The 267-nt window shown below is 69.3% G+C and carries 1 protein-coding gene; it reads right to left on the reverse strand.

Annotation, left to right across the window (positions count from 1 at the left end; translation table 11 throughout):
- The coding region (locus tag SB773_RS32195; protein WP_410594426.1) for an AI-2E family transporter at positions 1 to 267 on the reverse strand (267 nt) is incomplete at both ends.

Raw genomic sequence — 267 nt, forward strand, 5'->3', positions numbered from 1 at the left:
GGCTTGTACTGCGGGAGCATCCCGATGAACTGCGCCATGGCGACGATCAGCAGGCCGATGAATCCGGCGAGGAGGGCGAACACCGTGAGCGCCACCGCTCCGGTAGCGACGCCGGAGGGGGTGCCGTGCCGTTCCAGCCAGACCCGCACCGGCTGGGCGCAGATCGTCAGGACAAGAGCGAGCAGGGTCGGGGCCAGGATGCCGGCGATCGCGCCCATCCCGAATGCGACCACCACGGAGGCCGCCAGGATCAGCAGGATCGACAGG

Origin of the sequence: Bacillus sp. SIMBA_074 (assembly GCF_046534555.1) — a bacterium.
Taxonomy (GTDB): Bacteria; Bacillota; Bacilli; order Bacillales; family Bacillaceae_G; genus Bacillus_A; species Bacillus_A mycoides.